This window comes from Leeuwenhoekiella sp. A2, assembly GCF_047946655.1.
Classification (GTDB): domain Bacteria; phylum Bacteroidota; class Bacteroidia; order Flavobacteriales; family Flavobacteriaceae; genus Leeuwenhoekiella.
This window is the reverse complement of sequence record NZ_CP172311.1, coordinates 3,907,747-3,926,219: the sequence shown is the minus strand read 5'-3', so window position 1 is coordinate 3,926,219 and position 18,473 is coordinate 3,907,747. Positions and strand designations below refer to the sequence as shown.

17 protein-coding genes are annotated in these 18,473 nt (G+C 36.5%); 11 read left to right on the top strand and 6 right to left on the bottom strand.

The window, feature by feature from the left end; all coding sequences use genetic code 11:
• The first annotated feature begins 99 nt into the window (after positions 1 to 99).
• The 6 genes from ACH3PA_RS17295 (at position 100) to ACH3PA_RS17270 (ending at position 3,872) form a co-directional block, all read left to right on the top strand.
• A complete protein-coding gene (locus tag ACH3PA_RS17295) occupies positions 100 to 315 on the top strand; it encodes a hypothetical protein (protein WP_416442344.1) in 216 nt (71 codons plus the stop codon).
• Between the two features lie 48 nt (positions 316 to 363).
• Positions 364 to 987: a hypothetical protein gene (locus tag ACH3PA_RS17290; protein ID WP_416442342.1), complete on the top strand. Its 624-nt coding sequence runs from the start codon at positions 364 to 366 to the stop codon at positions 985 to 987.
• Positions 988 to 989: 2 nt separating this feature from the next.
• Entirely contained in the window at positions 990 to 2,327 is a 1,338-nt protein-coding gene (locus ACH3PA_RS17285; protein ID WP_416448294.1) for a 2TM domain-containing protein, read from the top strand.
• Positions 2,328 to 2,429: 102 nt separating this feature from the next.
• A complete protein-coding gene (locus ACH3PA_RS17280; protein ID WP_416442338.1) occupies positions 2,430 to 2,747 on the top strand; it encodes a 2TM domain-containing protein in 318 nt (105 codons plus the stop codon).
• Positions 2,748 to 2,759: 12 nt separating this feature from the next.
• Positions 2,760 to 3,092, top strand: coding sequence for a 2TM domain-containing protein (locus tag ACH3PA_RS17275; RefSeq protein WP_416442336.1), 333 nt, complete (start codon positions 2,760 to 2,762; stop codon positions 3,090 to 3,092).
• Between the two features lie 21 nt (positions 3,093 to 3,113).
• Positions 3,114 to 3,872, top strand: a complete 759-nt coding sequence (locus ACH3PA_RS17270; protein ID WP_416442334.1) for a LytR/AlgR family response regulator transcription factor — start codon at positions 3,114 to 3,116, stop codon at positions 3,870 to 3,872.
• Between the two features lie 3 nt (positions 3,873 to 3,875).
• Here ACH3PA_RS17270 and ACH3PA_RS17265 read toward each other — a convergent pair whose 3' ends face one another.
• From ACH3PA_RS17265 to ACH3PA_RS17240, 6 genes are all read right to left on the bottom strand, one after another.
• A complete protein-coding gene (locus ACH3PA_RS17265; RefSeq protein WP_416442332.1) occupies positions 3,876 to 5,195 on the bottom strand; it encodes a DUF2254 domain-containing protein in 1,320 nt (439 codons plus the stop codon).
• Between the two features lie 65 nt (positions 5,196 to 5,260).
• On the bottom strand, positions 5,261 to 6,475 hold the full coding sequence (locus ACH3PA_RS17260) for an LETM1-related biofilm-associated protein (RefSeq protein ID WP_416442330.1): 1,215 nt from the start codon (positions 6,473 to 6,475) through the stop codon (positions 5,261 to 5,263).
• Between the two features lie 445 nt (positions 6,476 to 6,920).
• A complete protein-coding gene (locus ACH3PA_RS17255; RefSeq protein WP_416442328.1) occupies positions 6,921 to 7,733 on the bottom strand; it encodes an anti-sigma factor domain-containing protein in 813 nt (270 codons plus the stop codon).
• 6 nt (positions 7,734 to 7,739) lie between these two features.
• The gene (locus ACH3PA_RS17250) at positions 7,740 to 8,270 is read right to left on the bottom strand and encodes an RNA polymerase sigma factor (protein WP_416442326.1); all 531 of its coding nucleotides are present in this window, start codon (positions 8,268 to 8,270) and stop codon (positions 7,740 to 7,742) included.
• An 87-nt stretch (positions 8,271 to 8,357) separates the two neighbouring features.
• On the bottom strand, positions 8,358 to 8,948 hold the full coding sequence (locus tag ACH3PA_RS17245) for a superoxide dismutase family protein (protein ID WP_416442324.1): 591 nt from the start codon (positions 8,946 to 8,948) through the stop codon (positions 8,358 to 8,360).
• A gap of 169 nt (positions 8,949 to 9,117) precedes the next feature.
• Complete coding sequence (locus ACH3PA_RS17240; protein WP_416442322.1) at positions 9,118 to 10,002, bottom strand: diacylglycerol/lipid kinase family protein; 885 nt, start codon at positions 10,000 to 10,002, stop codon at positions 9,118 to 9,120.
• Between the two features lie 66 nt (positions 10,003 to 10,068).
• Here ACH3PA_RS17240 and ACH3PA_RS17235 point away from each other — a divergent pair, with 66 nt between their 5' ends.
• From ACH3PA_RS17235 to ACH3PA_RS17215, 5 genes are all read left to right on the top strand, one after another.
• Positions 10,069 to 11,040, top strand: coding sequence for an App1 family protein (locus ACH3PA_RS17235; protein WP_416446718.1), 972 nt, complete (start codon positions 10,069 to 10,071; stop codon positions 11,038 to 11,040).
• 372 nt (positions 11,041 to 11,412) lie between these two features.
• Positions 11,413 to 12,027, top strand: coding sequence for a fasciclin domain-containing protein (locus tag ACH3PA_RS17230; RefSeq protein WP_416442320.1), 615 nt, complete (start codon positions 11,413 to 11,415; stop codon positions 12,025 to 12,027).
• Between the two features lie 111 nt (positions 12,028 to 12,138).
• Positions 12,139 to 13,269 carry a vWA domain-containing protein gene (locus ACH3PA_RS17225; RefSeq protein WP_416442318.1) on the top strand — a complete coding sequence of 377 codons (1,131 nt, stop codon included), beginning with the start codon at positions 12,139 to 12,141 and terminating at the stop codon, positions 13,267 to 13,269.
• Between the two features lie 130 nt (positions 13,270 to 13,399).
• Complete coding sequence (locus ACH3PA_RS17220; RefSeq protein WP_416448293.1) at positions 13,400 to 14,866, top strand: magnesium chelatase; 1,467 nt, start codon at positions 13,400 to 13,402, stop codon at positions 14,864 to 14,866.
• 271 nt (positions 14,867 to 15,137) lie between these two features.
• Positions 15,138 to 18,470 (top strand): DUF2126 domain-containing protein, encoded by a 3,333-nt coding sequence (locus tag ACH3PA_RS17215; RefSeq protein WP_416442314.1) that lies wholly within the window; start codon positions 15,138 to 15,140, stop codon positions 18,468 to 18,470.
• The last annotated feature ends 3 nt before the right edge of the window (positions 18,471 to 18,473 follow it).

Here is an 18,473-nt window from a genome sequence, read left to right as displayed (position 1 = left end):
CATCCCTCATATTTTACAGTTGGGTTATAAAGCGTTGAATTACTTACAGAAACAAAAGACTTTTGAAGTGTAGAATCAATCAATCTTAAATCGAAAGTCATGAATCAATTTATTCTTTTTTTAATTGTGAGTGCTACAACAGCTCTCACCTCATTTGCTCAAACAGTTGAAGTTAATTATCGGCATAATATTAACGAAAATCACCTAAAAACAACCGATTTTAAGGCTTGTTACACCGATTTTGATTCGCCTTTTAGTGCGACAAATGAACTAAATAACTGCGCAGGTGACATTGAAGAAAACAAAAAGTATTGAGAATTTAAACCGATAACCAAATTCAATTTCAATTTTAAAAACTACATCATGAAAATAATAACAATAATTTTAGCGGCTTTTTTAACTGTTCCGGTTTTCGCACAAGCTCAATATGAGCAGGGTATGAAGAAGGCCTTTACACTTTACGGTGAAGGTAAACTAGATGAAGCAGCAAATATGTTTGAGCGTATAGGCAATGCAGAGCAGGACAAATGGCTGCCATATTATTATGTGGCGCAAATAAATATTAATAAAAGCTGGACTGTAAAAGATGAGAACGTTTTAAAAGCTCAACTCGATAAGGCACAAGAATTTATTAATATGGCAACCACAAATTCTAAAGACAATGCCGAAATTATGGTTTTGCAGGCGCATCTTTACACGGCGTATGTCGCTTTTGACGGGCAACGCTATGGTATGCAATATGCCGCAAAAGTGTCTGAAATTTATAGTAAAGCCAAACAATTAGCACCAGATAATCCACGTGTAGTTTTTAGTAAAGCAGAGTGGGACATGGGTTCTGCCAAGTATTTTGGTCAGGATGTAACGCCATATTGTAAAGACATTGAGCGCGCTTTAGAACTTTTTGGTACCTTTAAAAATGAAGATCCGTTTTATCCTGACTGGGGAGCAGACCGAGCTCAAGAAGCATTAAAAGCTTGTAAAGCATAACTATGACTTATTTGTTAAGAGAATTAGGCAAGGCCATAATAGTAGGAACATCAATATTCTTGGTGTTCCTTATTATTTACTTTTTTATGGGACGGCCTATAAATCTGGACGAAGATCTCCTGTATGAATATGGCCTCAATATTATGTATACAGTTATACTGTACATGTTTAATAATGTGGTATACATTTATTTTTGGAAGAAATACAAAGACAGACTTTTTAGTACAGCTCACCTAAGCAGAGCAATTGCAGGAGGTATTGGCGTTTCAATTCTTGGCATTTTTCTATGCAGACTTCTTGAAGCTATTTTTATAGAAGGGGAAACGTTTTCAATATTTATCGCAGGTGAACGAGTGCAATATTACTTTGTGTCGTTTGTGATTTCTATGGTGGTAACAGCGATTTTTTACTTTTTCTACTATTACAAATGCAAAAAAGAAAAACAGGTAAAAGAGCAGAAGATCATCGCGCGCACAGCTTCGGCACAGTTTGATGCACTTAAAAATCAATTAGACCCTCACTTTCTGTTTAACAGCCTTAATGTTCTCACCAGTTTGATAGAAGAGAACCCAGAACAGGCTATGAAATTTACAACGGCCTTATCTAAAGTTTATCGCTACGTGCTGGAGCAGAAAAATAAAGAACTGGTCACGGTAGATGAAGAATTAGCTTTCGCGAAAACATACATGACGCTAATAAAAATGCGCTACGAGGATAGCATAATCGTGAAAATACCCGAAAAATCGGTCAATCCTGAAGCAAAAGTGGTTCCGTTATCCTTACAATTATTGCTGGAGAATGCAGTAAAACATAATCGGGTAACACCTACAGACAAACTCATCATAGAAATAACTGAAGAAAATGACTTTCTTCAGGTTAAGAATAACCTTCAGGAAAAACAGGTCATTAAAAAAAGCAGTGGGGTAGGTCTTTATAACATTCACAAACGTTACGAGCTATTAACTAAAAAAGGAGTACAAATAAGCAAAACAGATGATCATTTCATGGTAGAAATCCCTGTACTTACCCGCCGGGTAGAATATGTAAAAAGCTCTGCAGATTTTCTTTCTGATAAAAAATATGCACGAGCAAAAGAGCACGTAGAAAAATTAAAGGCTTTCTATATACACCTGTTCATGTACCTAGTGGCAATACCATTTTTTATAGGTTTTAATCTACTTTCGGGTTCATTTCCCTGGGCGATATTTCCCATATTCGGGTGGGGAATAGGTGTGCTTTTTCATGCGGCAGACGTTCATGCATGGAATCCTTTTTTAGGCCAGAACTGGGAAGAGCGTAAGATCAAGAAACTGATGGATAGAGAAAAGTCTGGTTTATGACAATTCAGTAAACAAAAACAACAATACGGTAAGACCTTTTTTAAAAATGATCATTAATTAGAGAAATTTGATAGTATAAAAGATCATTTAAAAACTACAGCGATGGAAACCAATTTTGACAAAGAGAACAGATATTTAAAAGCTAAAGAGCAAGTAAAGGAGATTAAGAAATTCTATACCAGCCTCTTAAGTTATATTGTGGTTATAGGCTTGCTTGCATTTATTAATTACTACACTAATGAATTTAGATACGCCTGGTTTTTATGGGCTGCATTTGGCTGGGGAATTGGTTTGATCTTTCATGCTGTACGTGCCTTTGACTGGAATCCCTTTATTAGCAGAGATTGGGAAGAACGAAAGATAAAGGAGTTTATGGAGAAAGAAGAACACAATAAGAACTCACTGGGGCGCTGGGAATAAATATTAAAAAAAATGGAAACAAATGAAGTAAAATACGAAAGAGCAAGAAAGCGGGTTTCTCACATAAAAGCCTGGTATTATCATCTTATAATTTACATTGTTATAAATGTGGTCTTCATAATATTCAACACCGGTATAATAGACGGCGGCAGCATAAGTGGTTACATACCCTGGTGGTCATCGCTTACTATGCCAATCTGCTGGGGGCTAGGAGTGCTCATAAGCGGCATTTACGCTTTTAAAGGATACAAATTTGACCACTTTTACAAAAGGTGGGAAGAGCGCAAGATTCAGGAATATCTTGACAAAGAAGAGAAAGAAGTACAGACATTTACTAAAGAATAACCTGAAAATATTTTGAATGTAATGAATGTATTGGTAATAGAAGACGAGAAACCATCTGCAAGAAGACTTACCAGAATGGTAGAGAAATTGGGTTTAAATGTAGCAGAAATGCTTCACTCTGTAGAAGAGTCTGTAACCTGGTTTAAAGCTAATAAGCATCCCGATCTTATTTTTCTAGATATACAGTTAAGTGACGGACTTTCATTTGAGATCTTTGATCAGGTTGAGGTAAAAAGTGCAATTATTTTTACCACCGCTTTTGATGAATACGCGTTACAGGCTTTTAAGTTAAACAGTATAGATTATCTCTTAAAACCTATAGATGAAGATGAGTTAGTTAAAGCGGTGAGCAAGTACAAAGACCGCATACCACAAAAGCAACAAGTAGAGCTAAACTTTGAAGATATACGTAGGTTACTTGGTGCTACACCAATGGAGAGGGAATATAAAAAGCGGTTTACTGTAAAAATAGGTCAGCATTTAAAAATGATAAATGTAGAAGATGTAGAATGCTTTTACAGCGAAAATAAAGGCACGTATGCCCACACAAAAGATGGCAGAGATTACTTGCTTGAAACCACTCTTGAGAATCTTGAAAATGAGCTTGAACCCGATACTTTTTTTCGCGTAAGCCGTAAATTCTACATTAATATTAAAGCAATACGAGATATTATATCTTACACCAATTCTCGATTGCAACTTAAGCTACATTCTTACAATGAGCAGGAAGTTATTGTGAGCCGGGAGCGGGTAAAAGATTTTAAATTATGGCTTGAGTAAATGCTAATTGATCTTTATATCTGTTTCATTTAATGCAGAGATTTTATCTCCTATTGCTATTAGTCGCGCCTGGTCTTCAGCATTGGGGATATTTGCTCTAATATCGCTTAAAATGAGATTAACCTGTTGTATGATTACTTTTTGATAATCTTTTGTATAACCACCAGACCGCTGAATATAATATAATGATGTAAGCATTTTGTTGAGCATGATCACATCTTGCTTACAATAAGTACGCAACGGTGCATATACAAAATAGATGAGTTCTTTAAACTTAACCGGTTTTAACCGAATAATAGCCTTGTTAATATCGTTGTGAATGAAGCTAAAATCGGCTTTTTTAAGCCTTAAATTGAACAATTCTGTCATATAATCCAGACATGTAATTGCAGTTCCGGGATCATTTATACCAGGACTCATTGCTTTAATAGCAATTTCAGTAAGTTGTTTAAAACCCAGAATGTAATTATTCTCTACTATTTCGCTGCGCGAAAACCCAAAACAGGCTAGCAAACTTTTTAGTTCTTCTTCATCAAGTTTTTTATCACATTTTGCAATAGGCAAACCTTCTAAAATAAAAGCGCCTTTAGTGATCAACAAATCAATCTTACAATTATTCTTTTCGCAAAGGTTAACTAAGGCGTCAAGAGATATATTTTGTAAATATCCTGTACGATTTATCACGTAGGTGTGCCAGGATGAAGTATCTGTAAAAAGTGTTTCATAACCAGATTCATCGGTTTCTTCAATGAGCTTATTTAAGCGATCTTTAGTTTTAGCATATATAGATTCAATAATATTGTTTATTTGAATAGCTTCAGAAATAGCATGAATAAAATATATAAACAATGCCAGTACGATCATACCCATTATAATGCCTATCAATACAGAAAAACCAGGTAGTTGATATTTATCGTCTGTAGGTTTTATGCTCAATAAAATTAGGATGGTGTAAGTAAGCGTGGCAATGTAAAATCCCAATACAAGTTGGTGGCGCTTATTAGAAATAAGACCTGGCAAAATTCTTGGCGAATAGTTATTAGATGCCTGATTTAATAAGATCATCACCATAGAAAAACTAAACACCATAAGTGAAATAATGCCGCCTACAAAAGTGCTTAACAAAGTACGCGCCGTATCTGCATTATTGATGACGAGGGCAGGAGCATTTTTTATAAGAAATACAGAAATTCCCTGACCTTCGGCATATAACATTATAAAACCGAAACACAGACCAAAGAGGGCGAGAAGGGCAGGATAGAAGGCTATTTTACCGGTAAGATCATTCCAAAGTATTCTAAAGCGCGTGACTACAGCATTCATGCTGTAATGTTAGTTATTCTTAAAGCAATAAGACGGCGTTTTACAATACCTTAACAGGAAATGTCTTATGCCCTGAACTTTTCTTTAGAGTCTGTCGCTTCTATTCTGTTCTCATTAAATGCACTGGGGAGTAATTCTGGGATGAGCTTGATTAAAAGCGGCAGCAGAACTCCCCCGCCTGGCAAGAGAAAAATTGCTAAAGACGGGATGCTTTTACAAATATCAAGCAATTGGGTTTTTACTTTCTTTTTCTCGCTTTTTGATAGTTCGCGTAAGGTAGATTGGCCCAGAAGAAGCACCAGCTCTTTACTTTCTGAAAGTTCTAGTATAAGTCTTTTTTTGTTCCGTAAAATAAGAACGCGCACCGTTCGTATTGTCTGGTTATAAAAATGTTTTACAGGATTACTGTAATGCAAATAAGAAATATGCTCCCGGTGTTCTTCTATAAATATATGCACATACCTTGTTGAGGTTGTGATTGCAGTTGCATTAAGTTGCAGATTTTCGCCCAATTTGTACAAAAACGCATATTCTTGCGGGTCAACTTTCTCATCATCCCAAACGGCTAAACAAGCGAGATCATAAATATAATTTTTTTCAAGAACCGTGTCAAAATTAGAGAAAGCCAGCTCATCGAGGTTTTTTATGCTTTTTTCCGGATTTTTAGTGTAACGCAGCGATTTTTCAAAAAGGTTTAAAAGCAATTTGTCATAGGTGCCTTTTTCTTCTTTTGTAGTTAATGCCAGCCAAACGGTATTCATGATAATACTTTCCAGCTTCGGCAAATATTCTTGTGGATCGATTTGCGAAATGAGAAAGTGCTTAAAAGCGATCACATCTATAAACAAGAGCGCGTTTGTGATAAGATTGCTGAAGTTTTTTTGAATAAAAGCTTCATTGGTCTGCACACGTTCCTGTATTATTTTTTCAAGAATTTCAGCCGGACTTTTTCGTCTGAAAGCTGTCGCGAAAAATGATTCTTCCGGGCTTAATTTATTATAGAAAGCAATCGCATTTGTGAGCAGCTCATCTGTACCGCCCATCACCGTTCTGTGAATATATGTTAGGGCATCAAAAAGATTGACTTTTGTTTTCTCCATCTCCGTCCACTGTGAAGATGTATTCTCCGGTTTTTTAAGTGTATTGACTGATACGCCATACAAAAAACCGGTTTTTCTTAAGCGCTCATAAAATACATGCTCATCACCTACTAAAAGGTTCTTGCCCTGTCTTTGCAGATGCAGTTTTTTATTGATCCAGCCAGATGATGATGGATTCATAGAATATTGTAGTTCAAATGTTTACTATTGAATAATAAGTAATATCGCGTGTAAAATATTCTCTTAACAAACTTTAACAGCGCATATCAAAAATATAGAATGTTTCTGAAAACCACTACATATATCTTTTCGTAAATAGACTGTAAACAAAGTTTGGTAGCTTGATTTTACATGAATTGAAATCCAACTTACATTACGTTTAGGCGTAAAAATTTTATGAAAAAGAGATATCAGCTCATAGTTGATTAGTTTTTTGGATTTTTTGTTAGTTGAAGGATCGCCGCGTTTCGGGGGAAACAGGCGATCTTTTTTATACTCCACCAGTTTTAGATTTAAAATGAACTATAAGAATATTGTTTGAAGTGTTAAATGATTTGTACCCTTAATCCTTTAAACAAAAAAAGCAGCCGTATAGGCTGCTTTTCATTTATATATAGTGTTTGATTTATGCGTCTATGACTCCTAAAGTATAGAGTTGTGTCATTGTAGGTGTTTCACTTCCGCCGGCAGGCTCGAGAGTTACACCAAAGGCCTGCGAATTATTAGGATTCTCAAGCGAGAATACTTTATTCTCATCCTGTTCAAAATTCTCAAGAAGCCCCATACTTGTGGGCGTTAAAGGGTCAAGCGTTAATGACCATACCTGATAAACCATTCCTTGTGGCGGTTCTGGTAATCCCTGCGCATCTATGTATGCTCTATTATTTTCTTTATCCCAATAAACACTTACATAAGCATCTGGAGCAACTTCCTGTCCCGCAAGCGGTACCTTAGTTATATTCTTATCTCTTATAATAGAAAGCAGGTTCTGGGTTTTTTCCAGATCGTTGCGCGCATCTTCAATTTGAGTTTCCATAATAGCATTTTCTGCCTGCGTTATCTGGATCTCATCTCTTAGTTTATTATTCTTCTGTAAAAGACTAAAGATACCCACTAGTAGTGCAAGACATGCAGCGAGGCTCAAGTACATAATGATACGCGAAGTTTTATCAACCCTCGCAGGTGGAGGCATGCTTACTACTTTTGCAGCACCATTATTTCCTAATTTATCTTTAAGAGAAGCCAGCAAAGCCTCTGGATTATAAGGAGCTGTAGCAATGCCCAGATCTCTTAGCACGCGTTCTATTTCTTCAACTTCTTCCTTAACTTCAGGATGCTGCAAAAGAAAGGTAGAAACAGCAATGCTTTCCTCTTCGGTTAGAGCACCGTAAACATAGAGCTCTAAAATTCCTGAATCTATATATTCTTGTAATTCCATAATCTATTATTCAACAAGAATTTCTCTTAGCTTATTAATGCAAATCCTGTTCCGTGTTTTAATGGTTCCCAAGGGCATATTCAGTTCTTCTGAAGCCTCTTTTTGGGTAAAACCTTTAAAAAACAGAAGGTCAATCACTTTTTTGCAAATAGGCTCTAGCATGTTGATATACTTGCTAATTCCTATCGCATCAATTTTACTTGAAAAACTACTTTTTTGTTCTAGAATATCTACGAAATATTCATCTGACAGGTTTTTTCTGGAATTCTTAAATGCTTTTGATCTGGTTTTATCTATTGCCGCATTGCGCGCAATATTAAGCAGCCAGGTAAAAAACCTTCCTTTTTTAGGAGAATAACTCTCGCTATTGTCCCATACCTTAATGAATACGTCTTGTAATATTTCTTCTGAAGCCCCCTCATCGCGCACAATGTTAAAGATCACACCAAAAATACTCTCTGAGTATAACTCGTAAATGCGTTCAAAAGCTTTCTCGTCTTTCTGCTGAAGACGCAGAATTAAATCGTCGGGTTGCATAAATTATATTAGGTGACTAAATATAAATAAATTTCAATAAAAAAGCAGCCAGTTGGCTGCTTTAGTAAAATATATAAGAAAAATATATTATTCTATAATTCCACCACAACTTACACGAGATCCAGAATCTCCACTAGGTTGAGATGTAAAATCATCTGCTCCTTCATGTACAATAATCCCTTTACCTACAATGTTTTTAGTATCATCGACGCAATCTATACACCACTCGTCTGTAGTCATCGTGATCGTACCGTTACCGCTGTCATCGGCCTCAAAGTTACCTATATCACCTCTGTGATATCCTTCTGCATCACCCCATTTACCATGTTTCTCATGAGTAGGATTCCAGTGACCACCTGCAGAGGTACCATCATCTGCAGAACAGTCTGCATTCTCATGAATATGTATTGCGTGCGTTCCTGGTTTAAGACCACTAAGAACTGCTGTCATTTTAACGCTTCCGTTTTCTTCGGTGAAAACAACATTTCCTTCTGCTGTACTACCGCTTTTAGGTTCTAGCGCTATGGTAATTTTTTTAGGAGCTTCAGTTTCTGCAGTTGTACTCTGCATTTCAGTTTCGTCTACAGTTGGTTCATCTGTATCAGTTTTTTTATCATTTTTACAGGAAACGAGTCCCAGTGTAAACACCATGATAAAGAGCATTGTGTATTTTTTCATTGTTTAAATAATTTTAGGTTAGTAATTCAATATTAAAATTACTTGTTTCGCCTTGGGCTACCAAAGAATTACCAAAGGCTTAACAAAGATTTGTAAATAATTTACAAGTTAAAGAATCTGCGCAATCCCTATAACGATTGATGTGACTTGAACCCTTTTAATTATAAATCTATTTATTACCAGATACCGCCAGAGCTAGTTTGTGATCACCAATTTTAGCTTCAACTTCTGTAAGCTCACCTATAAATTCGCCATCAATTTGCAGCGCTGTGTCTATACTACATTTAATTGTTGCTTGCTTGGTTTTAATGATATCTACAAAGTCAGGGTTAGGCGCATCATCACTGTACAGTGTTTTTAGAATCTCAACGATGTCCATTTTTTTAAAAATTAGCACTTCAAAAAGTCCGTCGTCCATTTTACCATCAGGATTCACATTAGCACCTGTGCCAAATTTTTTAGCGTTTGCTATTGCCAGCAGGATACCACTCTGTGAGAACTCCTCGCCATTAGCTTCTATAGTAAAATTAAACGGGTATTCACATTTAAAAAGAGTAGGGACAGCCTGCAGTAAATAACCCAATTTGCCTCTAATTTTAGAGTTTTCATAATTTTTAATAAGCTCTGCGTTTATGCCCAGATCTGCAATGTGTAACGAAGTTTGACCATTTATTTTGATCATATCAATTTCTTTGAGGGTACTACCCAAAGCTATTTCTAACTGTTCTTCTCGATTGTCTGGCAAAAGCAGGTTTGCCGCAAGACCATTTGCAGAGCCTGCGGGGAAAATAGCTAATGAGATATCTTTACCTTCAAGCAGATCTGCTACCTGTACAATTGTACCATCACCGCCAGCAACAAGTACACGTTCTGGTTGTAAAGATGAGATTAGATCCTTAATTTTTTCATTATCATTGTTTCCGGTTGTTTTGTAAACTTCAATTGCAAAACCCCTCTTTTGGGTTTCATTACAAACAAGTTCTATTAATGTGTCTTTATTACTATCACCAGAAATCGGGTTGACAATAAACAATAGTTGACTATTTGGTTCCATTATTAATTATTTCTTTCTAAAATTAGCTATTTTAAAAGGACCTAATCGTTAAGAGAATATCAATTGATAAAATTAGATCTAAAATTATACAGAGGTTACGTTAATGACCGCGAGCTAGTAGTCTTTGGTCACGTTTTTAAATCTTGGGCGCCAGATAAATACCGTCTTGACCGCAGAGGCATTAAACATGCTTTCTCCATTATTCATATGTTTCGCATAAAACCTTTGGCAAATGTTGAGATACGTTTAAAATTTCTTGATATTGATGTGAAGACTCGCACGATGCAAGATGGTTACTTTAGATTCACGTTGCCTTTTACAAGAGAATTAAAAGCCGGCTGGCATACATATACGGTTAATATTGAGAACAAAGACGGTGATTTTGGAATAATTGAACAAGGCGAACTTTTAAAACCTTTTGAAAGTAAGCTGGGCATAATTTCAGATATAGACGATACCTTTTTAATCTCACACAGTAACAGCGTTTTTAAAAAACTTTATGTTATGCTGTTGCGAAATATAAACAAGCGCAAAATTTTTGATGATGTGGTGGCTCATTATAAGATGTTGAGCAATGCAGGGCAAGAGATAGATGGAGCCTGTAATTCGTTCTTTTTTGTTTCCAGCAGCGAGTGGAATCTATATGGGTTTATTACAGATTTTACAAAAATGCATGAATTGCCTAAAGCTGTAATAAAGCTGAAAAAGATAAAAACAGGAATTACAGATTTTTTATTTACCGGCAGAGGGAGTCATGATCATAAGTTTGAAAAAATAAAAGATATCGTTTCTTTTTACCCCACCATACAATATGTTTTGCTGGGAGACGATTCTCAACATGATCCTTTTATTTATGAGCGTATTTGTAAAATATTCCCGGTAAATATAAAAGCCGTTTATATTAGACAAACTGGTCATCATCGTAAAAAGAAAGTAGAAGATGTGCTTTATAATATAGAAGCAATGGGTGTTGCTATCTGCTATTTTAAATATAGTGAAGAAGCGATAGCTCACTCACAGCGCATAGATATCGTCTAATATTTGCCTGATGACAACCGATTTTTACCTCAAAAAGGGCGATTTTAGAGTTGATTCCTAACTCAATTATCCACATTCTTTATCAAAGTAATTTTATTCAGGATTAATTACTAGAAAGTTGAACGCTAAAGGGGTAGTTGATTCTGTAATAGATCTGTCTGATTTTCAGCGATTTATGTTATAAGAAATCGCTAAGTTCAAAAAACGGCCTAAAAGAATATAAAATCGTTTATAATTAGCTGAAAATCAGTTTAAAAAATAAATCATTTAGGTAGAATTGAGAGCTTAACAATTAACTTAATCTTACAATATCTTTTCATATTGTTTAACGATTACACCATTATCTTTGAACAAACAAAAAAATAAACTATTATGAAAAAGATTTTTTTAGGTATGGCAATAGTTGCATTAACTGCAATGTCATGTAATAATAACGCTAAGACTAATGAGGGTGAAACTGCAGAAGGTGATCAGGTAGCTTTAAGCTCAGACACAGAAATGGATAATTCTATGACCGCTACAGATAGCACAGCAATGGGTCAAACTGTTGCAGATGTAGCTATGAGCAATGATAATTTCTCTACACTAACTAGTGCGGTTCAGGCTGCAGGTTTGGGAGAAACTTTGCAAGGTGATGGTCCTTTCACAGTATTTGCACCTACAAATGATGCTTTTAATAAATTGCCAGAAGGAACATTAGACGATCTTACTAAAGAAGAAAATAAAGCTAAGCTAACTTCTATATTAACGTATCACGTTGTTGCAGGTGAGTTTAAAGCTGCAGATGTTGTTAAAGCAATTAATGATAACAATGGTTCTTATGAGATAAATACAGTAGAAGGAGAGAAAATCACTGCCACTCTTGATGGTGATAATGTTGTTCTTACTGATGCATCTGGTAATAAAGCCAAAGTCGTTATGACAGATGTTGATGCTTCTAACGGTGTGATTCATGCTATAGATACCGTATTAATGCCAAGTAAGTAATTCTGCTTAATTTATAGATGAAAGTCCCCAATTTGGGGACTTTTTTATTTGCATTACTTTAACGTCTACTTATTTTTTCACTACGGTTAAATCATGTATTTTTAAAAAGCTATGAAAAGAATTATGCGCAAGGGATTTATTTTTAAAAAATACGAGGAAGAAAGTCAGTCTCCCTTTGATAAGCTTTTTGATATTTTTCAAGAGCTTATCACACATACCTCTGGAGATTTTGATGAAGCAATAGACTGGTTAAGAGAACTTGATAAAGAGTATGAACTTACCACACCAGATTATACTATAGATGATTTTATAGAAGATCTTAAAGCTAAAGGATATATTAGAGAAGAAATAGATCCTAACGGCGACGGTGAGGGAGAAGGTAATATTTCTATAACCGCTAAGACAGAAAGACTCATACGGCAGCGAGCACTTGATCAAATTTTTGGTAAACTTAGAAAAAGTGGTAACGGTAATCACCGTACCAATCATGTAGGTCGTGGGGATGAGCATACGGGTGAGTATAGAGAATATCGCTTTGGTGATGCATTAGAGCGCGTTTCTATGACAGAAAGTTTGAGAAATGCCCAGATAAATCATGGTCTGGGAAATTTCTATTTACAGGAAAATGATCTTGTGGTAGAAGAGACGCAATACAAAGCCCAGATGAGCACCGTGCTTATGATAGATATAAGTCACAGTATGATTCTCTATGGTGAAGACCGTATAACTCCGGCAAAAAAAGTGGCAATGGCTCTGGCCGAACTTATTACAACAAGATATCCTAAAGACACGCTTGATATAATCGTTTTTGGAAATGACGCATGGCCTATAAAAATTAAAGATCTTCCGTATTTACAGGTTGGGCCTTATCACACAAATACAGTTGCCGGGATGCAATTGGCAATGGATATTTTACGCCGAAAAAGAAATACCAATAAGCAGATTTTTATGATAACAGATGGTAAACCCAGCTGCATTAGAGAGTCTGACGGTTATTACTATAAAAACAGCGTAGGGCTTGACCCATATATCGTAAACAAGTGCTATGATATGGCGCGGCAGGCAAGAAAGCTACGTATCCCTATAACTACTTTTATGATCGCGCAAGATCCTTACTTAATGAAGTTTGTACGTGAGTTTGCACAAGCCAATCAAGGCAAAGCATTTTACACAGGATTACAGGGATTAGGTGAAATGATCTTTGAAGATTATGAAAGCAATAGAAAAAAGAAAATAAGATAGATCTAAATAATACTTAAATTAATTTCTAGGTAAATCGGGAACTATTTAATTACTCCATCGAGTTTATGGAAATTAAATCCTTTTAGGAGTTAAACTGAACTTATTAATGCCTTACGGCGAAAATTACACAATGAATAAACCAGAAATCATAACATTAGGTGAACTCAATAAATCAGGATATCAAAGTAGAAGCATAAAAGATGAACTACGAGATAATCTGCTTAAGAATATAAAGAACGGAGCAAATTCATTTGAAGGAATTCATGGCTATGAGTATTCTGTTATTCCTGAGTTAGAACGAGCGATATTGTCGAGACATAATATTAACTTGTTGGGTTTAAGAGGTCAGGCAAAAACAAGGCTTGCACGTTTAATGATCAATCTACTTGATGAGTGGATGCCCATAGTTGCAGGGTCTGAGATTAACGATGACCCATTGCGACCATTGAGTCGATATGCGCGTGAGAGCATTAAAGAAGAAGGCGATAGTACTAATATAGAATGGGTACATCGGGATGAACGCTTCTTTGAGAAACTTGCAACTCCAGATGTGACGGTGGCAGATTTAATAGGAGACGTAGATCCCATAAAAGCTGCAAATTTAAAACTGAGCTATGCAGATGACAGAGTTATCCATTTTGGGATGATACCTCGAGCTAATAGAAGTATTTTTGTGATCAATGAGTTACCAGATTTACAAGCCCGTATTCAGGTAGCATTATTTAATATTCTGCAAGAAGGTGATATACAGATAAGAGGTTTTAAACTGCGTTTGCCACTTGACATGCAGTTCGTTTTTACAGCTAACCCAGAAGATTACACAAACAGAGGTAGTATTGTTACACCGTTAAAAGACAGAATAGGTTCTCAAATTCTAACCCATTATCCTGAGAGCATAGAGATTGCAAGAACTATAACACAGCAGGAGGCACGGAAAGATTCGCGTCAACAAGAAAGTATACATGTACCATCATTGGCTAAAGATCTTCTTGAGCAAATAAGTTTTGAGGCGCGTAGAAGTGAATATATTGATGCTAAAAGTGGCGTTAGTGCTCGTATGAGTATAACGGCTTTTGAAAATTTGTTAAGCACAGCAGAGCGTCGTGCAATAATGGCAGGAGAAGAGAAAACCACAATTAGACTTGGCGATTTTATAGGTATGATACCCGCAATAACGGGGAAAGTAGAGTTAGTTTATGAAGGAGAGCAGGAGGGAGCAGCTTCTGTTGTGCAAAGTCTTTTAGGAGAAGCGGTGAAATCTCTTTTTGTAGAGTATTTTCCAGAAATCAAGAAATTAGAACGTCAAAACGAGAAAAGTCCTTATGACGACGTGATCAATTGGTTCTTTGATCAAAGTGATTTTCAGTTACTTGATGATCTTACAGAAAGTCAATACAGACAATTGATAGATTCTATTGAGCCTTTAGACAAATTGGTCAAAAAATATCAACCAGATTTTCCAAAAGAAGATGTTTATTTCCTAAAAGAATTTGTTCTGTGGGCACTGGTAGAATATAAGAAGTTGAGCAAATACAGACTTTCAGAAGGTATACGTTTTAAAGACCTTTATGGTAGTTATATTAGCGGTTTACAGTAAAAATCGGCTAAAATGATCAAAAACCTCCCTTTTTTGGCGAGGTTTTTTTGTTTTCAGAAATTATTACCATATTATACATAATACCTGATTTTATAGGTGTAAAACGAAAAATCAGCAACAAAAACCATCCTATTTAGCGCAGTCAAAAATTCCATACATTTGGATAGATATATATAGCAGAAATCTTTATATATTTTATATACTTGTTCTAATATAGACGTTTAATTGCGGCGTAGCACAGTTCTCATTTTTAGTATTCTAATTCTCAAATATGGCTTTAAAAATAGTTATCTCTCATAAGACCATTTATAAATATGACAGGCCTGTAAAGCTATCTCCGCATATATTTAGACTGCGACCTGCACCACATAGCAGAACTCCTATAGAAAACTATTCTATAAAAATTAAGCCCGAAAATCAGTTTTTTAACTGGCAGCAAGATCCTTTTGGTAATTATTTGGCCAGAATCGTTTTTCCCGAAAAAACAACAGAACTTTCTGTTGATGTTGAAATTATTGCCGACTTAAAAACGATAAATCCTTTTGACTTTTTTGTAGAAGATTATGCCGAAGAGTTTCCGTTTAAATATGAGGAAACCGTAAAAAAGGAACTTTTACCGTATTTAGAAATAAAAGAAAGGGGAACACTGCTTTTAGATTTTATTAAAACAGTTGATGTCACACCCAAAAAGACGATCTATTTTTTAATAGACCTTAATCAAAAAATTAATCAATATCTTAATTATACCGTGCGTCTGGAACCAGGCGTGCAGCCTTGCGAAGTAACCTTAAAAAAAAAATTGGGTTCATGCCGTGATTTTGCCTGGTTGCTTGTACAAACTTTACGTCACTTTGGTTTTGGAGCGCGATTTGTTTCAGGATATCTGGTTCAGTTAAAATCTGATGAGAAATCACTAGATGGCCCATCAGGTCCTGAAGAAGATTTTACAGATTTGCATGCGTGGGCAGAAGTTTATATTCCCGGTGCGGGATGGATCGGTTTTGATGCTACATCAGGCCTGCTGGCCGGTGAAGGTCATATTCCTTTAGCCTGTACTCCGTCTTATGAAAGTGCAGCACCTGTTTCAGGTTTTACAGATGTATGCGAAACCGAATTTTTCTTTGAGAATTCAGTTAAACGTATTTTTGAATCTCCGCGAGTTACAAAGCCGTATACCGAAGATCAATGGAATGCGATCTACAACCTCGGTTTTGAAGTAGAAGAAGAATTACAAAAAGGCGATGTACGGCTTACAATGGGAGGGGAGCCCACTTTTGTTTCTATAGATGATATGGAATCTAAAGAGTGGAATACTGATGCAGATGGTAAACATAAACGTCAACTGGCAACTTCTCTGTCACGCAGACTATTAAATAAATTTGGTAAAGGCGGTGTTCTGCAACATGCACAAGGTAAATGGTACCCCGGTGAACCATTACCCAGATGGCAAATTGAGATATGCTGGCGTAAGGATGGTAAACCTATCTGGAAGGATGATAAATTGCTTGCTGCATTTTCAGAAAGTTATAGGATTCCTGCAAATGCAGATCATGATTTCCTCAAAATACTGTCTTCTTACTTAGGTATTTCAGATCAATATGTTGTACCAACTTATGAAGATGCTTTTTATTTTTTATGGGAAGAAGGTAAACTTCCCGTAGATATGGACCCGGCAAAAGACAAAGACAGCTCTTTAACAAGAAAAAAGCTGGAAGAAATATTAAAAGAAGGCACAAGTGAACCTCAGGGTTATTTGTTGCCGCTTAATAAATCTAAAGGGAAATGGTTGTCGAGCGTATGGGAATTTAGACGAAAACATCTGTTTTTATTGCCCGGTACATCGCCCATAGGTCTACGATTACCTCTGGGTTCACTATTGCAAAATCCCGAGAATGAACTAAGACCAGTTTTTGAACCAGATCTGTTCTCAGATAAAGAACCGCTTCCACAATATAAAAAGATCGTAGAAGAGCGGGTTGAGAATTTTATGGATGAAGGTATAAATAAATCTAAATCAACGCCGTTTATACGTACCGCACTTTGTTCAGAAATAAGAGATAATAAGCTGTTTCTTTTCCTGCCACCGCTAGATAGCGCAGAGGCATATTTAGACCTGATAACTTCTATTGAAGCTACAGCTAAAGAACTTAAGATTCCTGTAATTTTAGAAGGTTACGATCCACCAAAGGATAATCGGTTAGAATCGCTTAAAATCACCCCAGATCCAGGTGTTATAGAAGTAAACGTTCATCCGGCAAAAAACTGGACAGAATTGACTAAAAATACGCTTGCTCTTTATGAGGAAGCAAAGCAAGCCCGTTTAGGGACAGAGAAGTTTATGCTTGACGGCAAACATACTGGCACCGGCGGTGGTAATCATGTAACGCTGGGCGGAGTTTCACCAGCTGATAGTCCGCTGTTGCGCAGACCAGATCTTTTACGCAGTCTCATAACTTTCTGGCAGCATCATCCCGGTTTGTCTTATTTGTTTTCCGGAGCTTTTATAGGTCCTACGAGTCAGGCGCCGCGTGTTGATGAAGGTCGCCCCGAAAATCTCTATGAGTTGGAAATTGCCTTTAGTCAGATTCCCAAAGATGGAGAAGTGCCTTTTTGGCTTACAGATAGATTATTTCGCCATTTGCTTACAGATATTACCGGCAATACGCACAGGTCTGAGTTTTGTATAGATAAATTATATTCCCCAGACTCTTCTTCGGGAAGGTTGGGTATTCTTGAGTTAAGAGCTTTTGATATGCCGCCACATGCCCAGATGAGCCTTATGCAAATGTTGCTCGTACGTACTTTGGTCGCCTGGTTCTGGAAAAAGCCATATGAACATAATTTGGTGCGCTGGGGAACAGAGCTACATGATAAATTCCTGATGGAGCATTATGTAAAAGAAGATATTAAAGATATAGTAGAGCAGCTTAATGAAGCAGGTTATCCTTTTAAATTAGACTGGTTTGATCCTTTCTTTGAATTTAGATTTCCTTTGCACGGTATGGTCGAGATAAATGGCATTGATATAGAATTGCGTACGGCAATAGAACCGTGGAATGTTCTGGGAGAAGAAATGGCTGGTGGTGGTACTGCCCGTTATGTTGATTCATCACTAGAGCGTCTTCAGGTAAAGGTTTCTAACTTTATAGATGAACGCTATGTGCTCACCTGTAATGGTGTAAAAGTTACGTTGAGTCCTACCACAGTAAAAGGTGAATATGTTGCAGGCGTGCGTTACAAAGCATGGGATCCCTGGTCTGCATTGCATCCTACAATTGGAGTAGATACGCCACTTGTTTTTGATGTTGTAGATAAATGGAATCAACGCTCAATAGGAGGTTGCACTTATTTTGTTGCACACCCGGGTGGTCGCTCGTATGAGTCGTATCCCGTTAATAGTTACGAAGCAGAATCACGCCGAATAAATCGTTTTTGGGAATTTGGTCACTCTCAGGGAGAAATTGCCCCGGTAACGACTGTTGAGGCCGAGGGTAAACCCAGAAGAACTGTAGAACCACAAGGGCGTTCCAGCAAATTTGATTATAAGGAGGTTCCTGTTAATTTTGAATTTCCTCACACTTTAGATTTACGTAAAAAATACTAGATA